The organism is Streptomyces regalis (genome assembly GCF_001509475.1).
In the GTDB taxonomy this organism is placed as follows: Bacteria; Actinomycetota; Actinomycetes; order Streptomycetales; family Streptomycetaceae; genus Streptomyces; species Streptomyces regalis.
The window spans coordinates 1-6130 of the sequence record NZ_LLZG01000132.1 but is presented as its reverse complement, the minus strand read 5'-3'; the positions used below and the strand labels follow the sequence as shown (position 1 = coordinate 6130).

Annotated in this window: 3 protein-coding genes; all 3 read left to right on the top strand. The window is 65.5% G+C overall.

Annotated elements, in window-relative coordinates; genetic code table 11:
- Positions 1-207 precede the first annotated feature (207 nt).
- Positions 208-2931, top strand: a complete 2724-nt coding sequence (locus ADL12_RS54035; RefSeq protein WP_159053195.1) for a tetratricopeptide repeat protein — start codon at positions 208-210, stop codon at positions 2929-2931.
- A 178-nt stretch (positions 2932-3109) separates the two neighbouring features.
- Positions 3110-3559: a hypothetical protein gene (locus ADL12_RS18920; RefSeq protein ID WP_062703846.1), complete on the top strand. Its 450-nt coding sequence runs from the start codon at positions 3110-3112 to the stop codon at positions 3557-3559.
- A 5-nt stretch (positions 3560-3564) separates the two neighbouring features.
- Positions 3565-5997 carry a tetratricopeptide repeat protein gene (locus tag ADL12_RS18915; RefSeq protein WP_062703845.1) on the top strand — a complete coding sequence of 811 codons (2433 nt, stop codon included), beginning with the start codon at positions 3565-3567 and terminating at the stop codon, positions 5995-5997.
- Positions 5998-6130: the final 133 nt, after the last annotated feature.

The window sequence follows — 6130 nt, the reverse complement described above, 5'->3', positions numbered from 1 at the left end:
GTACCGGCCGCACCTGATCGTTGGCTGCTTACCGACCACCGGCCTGGATCTCGACGGACTGATCGACGAACCGGACATCGCCAATTCAACCTGAGTAATGTGATGACAACAGGCATCCACGTGCCGGGGAGAGAGTCCGTGCGTGTAGTCGACGCCCCTCACTCCGGCCGGGCTTCTCCAGCACGCCCACGACCGACGGTGTCCGCCGTGGCGGACACCAAACCTGCGATGGCCTGGGGTGGTGGAGAGAAGTCACGCGACAACTATCAGTACAACGGAACCTCACGACGACGGGAGCCGAGGACGGTGGCGCAAGGCAACCTGATCTCTGGGGGCACGTTCAACGCGCCAGTCTTCATGGGGCGCGACTTCTCTTCAATAGCTCTTGGCGCTGACAGCCAGAACACCTCGGATATCCCCTCCGGCCACCTGGTTCGCCAACTGCGCGACGCCATCGCGTTCGAGGTACACCCCGCCATCGATCCTCCCCATGAGAGCGATGGCCCGGAACTGCCGCTCTACGTTGCCCGCAGCCACGACAGCGAACTGTCCGCAGCAGTTGAACAGGCCACTATGGGATCAAGCACGGCCGCAATGCTGGTGGGAGGATCTGCCTGCGGTAAGACGAGGGCGTGCTGGGAGGCGGTGCACCAACTTCCTGACGAGTGGAGATTGTGGCACCCCATTCAGCCAACGCGCACAGGAGCGTTGCTTGATGGAATCGGGTCGGTCCAGCCTCACACAGTGGTGTGGCTGAACGAGGCTCAGCACTACCTGCTGACTCCCGGCAGCGACACTGGGGAGCAAGTCGCGGCAGCACTTCGGGAACTGCTTCGTGACCCCGACCGCGCACCGATACTGGTCTTGGGAACACTCTGGCCTGAGTACTGGTCGATCTTGACAACTCCTCCGAACACCGAAAACCCGGCTGACCCAAACGCGCAGGCCAGAGCGCTGCTTTCCGGCACCGGCATCGCTGTGGCCGATGCCTTCGGGGAGAACGACCTCGACGCACTCGGTACCGCAGCCGAAGCCGACCCACGGCTGCAGCAGGCCCTTAGGAATGCTCAGCACGGCGAAATTACCCAGTACCTTGCTGGTGTCCCCGCACTGTTGGAGCGTTACCGCACCGCCGGTCCCGCAGCAAAAGCACTCATCCACGCCTCGATGGACGCGCGTCGGCTCGGACACGCTGAGGGTCTCCCGCTGTCGTTCTTGGAAGAAGCAGCCGTCGGGTACCTCACAGACCGGCAGTTCGACAGCATCGGCGAGAACTGGCTTGAGCAGTGCCTGGCGTACCTGGCCACTTCGGCACGCGGCACCCTCGGTGCTCTTACCCGTATGCGACCCCGGCTGGGGCAAACGGAGCCTGATGGGTTGCGCTACCGGCTGGCCGACTACCTTGACCAGACCGGCCAGGAAGAGCGCACCAGCCTCTGCCCACCTCTGGGGTTCTGGAACGCCGCAGTGAACCACCTCGCAACCGCCGGTGATCTCCTGGCGCTTGGCAGAGCCGCCGAGGAACGTTGGCGCCTGCGCCTCGCTTATGCCCTCTACGCTAAGGCCGCCGCCCTCGGGCAGATTCAGGGGCTCGTGTCTGCAGCACAGCTACTGGACCGCGTGGGTGACAAAGCGACAGCCCTGCAGCTGTTCCAACAGGCCGCCGAAGCCGGACACACAGGTGCGATGGTGCGCCTGGCAGAGGAACGAACCCAGGCAGCCGACCACGAAGAGGCCGACCGTCTCTACTCAGCCGCCGCCGACGCGGGCGAGGCCACCGCCCTCGTAGCCCTCTCCCACATACGAGAAATGGCAGGGCAGTTCGAAGAGGCTGAGCGTCTCGCTGTTCAAGCCAACCAGAGAGGTGAGCAGAAGGCCCTGGTCAGTCTCGCCCGTAGTCGAAGCCAGAACCCTGACTTCCCGGCCGCGGAGGAAGAGCGTCTTCTCCGTCTCGCTGGCGGGAAAGAAGTCTCCGAGCTCGCTCGACGTCGCCTCCGGGCAGGCGACCTCGCCGAAGCCGAACGTCTCGCCTCAGAAGCAGCACGCATGGGCTTTGCGGGAGCTTTTATCCGCGTCGCCGGTGCACACCGTTCGGCCGGAAACGTCGAGGCAGCCGAGCGTCTGTACCGAGAGGCCATCCAGTGCGACGCCACGGGCATGACCCGCGACAACCCGTACGAAGAGCTGGCGCGGATCCGAGAAGAGGCAGGCGACCTCCAGGAAGCCGAACAGCTGTACCGAACCGGCGCAGAAAAGTCAGCGACCCACATTCTCCGCCTTCTTCGTGAAGGCATCCCGTCCAGTGTCCGGGAGCGGTTCGCCTCACAGCTGCGCCACTCGGCCGAAGGCACAGCATTGCTCAACATGGCTCTCATGCGGGAACGTAGAGGGGAAGAATCGGAAGCTGAGCGCCTGCACCAATTGGCCGGCGACCGGGCTCTGAGACGGCTCGTCACGGCGAGGGACGATGCCGGTGACACCGACGAGGCAGAACGACTGGCACTGCAAGCCGCCGCCAAAGGCGACCCTGTCCCCTTGAGGAAGTTGGCCGAACGACGCCGTAAGAACGGCGACACGGCAGCCGAGAAGCACCTCTACCAACTCGCCGCAGACACAGGAGACACACGCTCTCAGCGAGAACTCGGCCACCTGCTGCGCGCCTCCGGCGACAACGAAGGCGCAAAAAAGGCCCTGCAGCTCGCCGTCAACGCCGGCGACCGACAAGCTCGACATGCTCTCGCCCGGCTCTACGAAACAACCGGAGACATGCACTTGGCCGAAGACCTCGCGCGGCAAGCCGCGAACGAGGGCGACGCACGCCTGCTCACCCAGCTCGCGCGCACGCGAGGTCGCAAAAGCCCCGTATGGCAACAGCTACTCCGTTACGCTATGGAGCCCGATGGGGCCGTATCCGCCCCATGGACGCCATAGTCATCAGCATCTGCGTTGATCTTCTGTGGCGGTTCCCCGCCTCGAAGTACTCACCCCGGTCTGTCTGTGAACGTTGTCGGGCCCAGGACAGAATTGCCGAATCAGCGCCCTCTGCAACCGCAGACCCTCGTAGCGTGTCCACTCCTGGTGAAGCAAGAGATACCGAGGGTGGTACAGCATGGATCCGATTTCGGTGGCGTTGCTCGCGGCACTGGCAGGAGGCGCCGGCGGAGAGCTCGGACGGCAAGCTTGGGCGGGGCTGACCACGCTGGTGCGCCGCCCCTTCACGCGTGGCCAGGACGAATCCTCACAGGCTCCCGCCGTCAGTTCCGGGGAGACGGAGCTGGTCAGGCTTCAGGAGAGTCCCGGAGATACAGCGCGTGCTCAGGCATTGAGCACCGCTCTGGCAGTGCGGGCCGCAGTGGACACGGGGTTCTCTGCCGACCTGCTGCAGTGGCATGAGCAGGCGAAGCTCGTGCGTACCGGCGACGGCGACGTCCACAACACGATCAGCGGCGGCACCCAGCACGGGCCGGTATTGCAGGGCCGGGACTTCTCCGGCTTGTCCTTCAACACAGCCCCTCCCCCCACCGCCCCCGAAGGCGAGACGCGGTCCTCGCAAGGCTGAGCCGCATGGCCGACGACAGCTGGACCGTGTCCAACACAATCAGCGGCGGCGTGTTCTTCCATCAGGTGATCCAGGGCCGCAACATCACCGTGGCGCTGCCCCCAAAGATCACACCGGCACTCTCCGGACTTCCCGCTCCCTCCCCCACGTTCACCGGGCGCGACGCACACGTGGAGGAGCTACTCGACGCGCTGGCCCCCCGTGAGGAACAACAGGCAGTTCTGGTGGCGCCTCAGCTGTCACGGGTAGCAGTGGCGGGGCTGGCCGGTGTTGGCAAGACCGAGCTGGTTGTCCAGGTCGCCACCCGCGCCCTGCGCGAACCGGACTGGTTCCCGGGGGGAGTGCTGTTCGTCGATCTGTTCGGTTACGACCCCGAACGCCGACTCTCCCCTGAGCAGGCACTGGACGGTTTTCTGCGCGCTCTGGGCATTCCCGGCGAACAAATCCCCAGCGGGCTGCAAGACCTACAGCGGCTGTACCGCAGTGCGCTGGCTGCTTTCATCGAACAGGGCCGACGGATCCTAGTCGTCATCGACAACGCCTCCAGTGCCGACCAGGCAGCTCCGTTACTGCCCACCGACGGGATCACCGCCGTCCTGATCACCTCCCGCCACACCCTCGATATTGACGCCCGCCTCCACGACCTGAACGTCCTGGACACCGACGCGTCCATCGCCCTGCTGCACCAAGCCCTGCTGCAGGCCCGCGGACCCGCCGACATGCGCGTCCAAGAAAATCCCGGAGCAGCCGCTGCCATTGCCGACCTGTGCGCGGGCCTGCCCCTGGCCTTGCGTATCGCTGCCGCCCTGCTCGCCGACGCTCCGACCCGCCCACTGACCTCGCTTGCCCAGGCGCTACGGACAGAGCACTCCCGACTTGATCGGTTACGCCGCGAGGACCGTGCGGTGCGCGCCGCCTTCGACCTGTCGTACCAGCACCTCAGGACAGCGTCGGCACGGTTGTTCAGGCTCTACCCCCTCAATCCCGGCCCCGATCTGTCGACCGAGAGCGCCGCTGCTCTCGCCGACGTGGATGCGTTCACCGCCGAGGAGATCCTTCAGGACCTGAACCGAGCCCACCTGATCGAGACCTTTGGATCCGCCTGGGGACGCTGGCGCATGCACGACCTGGTCCGTCTCTACGCCACCGACCATCTGAAGCAAGAGGGGCGCGAAACCCTGATCGCGGCCCGCTCCCGGCTTCTTGAGCGCTACCGGACCCTGGCATCCGCTGCCAGCACGCACCTCGCCTCTGATTCCGACTGTCCACCCTCCTTGCTCTTCACCGACCGGGAGAAGGCGCTGGAGTGGCTGGAGAACGAGCGGGCAAACCTGGTCGCCACCGTCACCACCGCTCACGAGACCGGGGCTGCTGCTACGGCGGCCAGCCTCGCCTTCAGCTTGGCCGGGTTCTTCGAGCAGCACCGCTACTTCGCCGACTGGACCGCCGTCACCGCCACCGCGCTGGCCATCCTCCAGCAAGCTGGCGACTACCAGAACGCAGGTCGGGCCATGGTCCATCTCGGCATCGCCCAACGGGAGCTGCGGCAGTTCGATGCAGCGGTCCTTCTTCTCCAGACAGCGGCCGACGCCTTCGCAGAGGCTGGCGACTGGCACGGCCGGGCTATGGCGCTGGACGCACTCGGCGTCGCCCGGCGGGAGACGCGGGAGTACGACGAATGCACCAACGCCCACACCACAGCTGCAGCCATCTTCAGCGAAATCCAGGATCTCCGTGGCCAGGCGCGGGCCCTGAACAATCTCGGCTCGGCCTTGCGGGAAATGTGCCAGCCCGGCAAAGCCATCCCCGTCCTGAGCCAGGCCCTCAGCATCATGCGGGCGACCGGCGACAACCGCGGTGACGCCATGACCCTGGTCAACCTCGGTGCCGCCCTACGAGAAACCGGGAAGTTCGAGCAAGCCGTCACCCTGTACGGGGAAGCCATCCCCCGCCTCCGAGAGACACACGACCGGCATGGCGAGGCCCTTGCCCTGCACAACCGCGGCGACGCACTGCAGCACATGGAGAGATTCTCCGAGGCTATCGACGACCACCGCCAGGCAGCAGACTTCTTCCAGAACTCCCAGGATTACCACCACCTGGCCAAGGCACTGGCCAGCCTGGCCGGCGCCTACTCAGGAGATGAGCAGCACTCGACCGCCGCAGAGATCTCCGCTAAGGCAGTGGAGATCCAGCGGCAGCTTGCGCATGCCGATCCCGCGGTCAACACACCGGAACTCGCCCGTACTCTCTGCTTGGCCGCCTGGGTCCGGCGAAACGGGCAACACGACCTCGCCACAGGGCTGACCATGGTGGAAGAGAGCGTTGCGTTTTACTGCGATCTGGGCGCCGAAACCTCACCCATCCTCAGCACCCACCTCCGCATGGCGCAGGAACTCCGGGCAGAGATTTTCGACCTGCTCGGTCGCCACCAGTAGGCCGACACAATTCGCGGCAAGGGCCTGCACCCCGGCTAGTAGGACTCCGTTAGGTTGCTCTGGCTCTTGGGTTTGGGCTGGTGGCGGATGTTCTGGGCAGGGGGCGGTGGCAGGTGGTGCAGGTGCCGGTCCA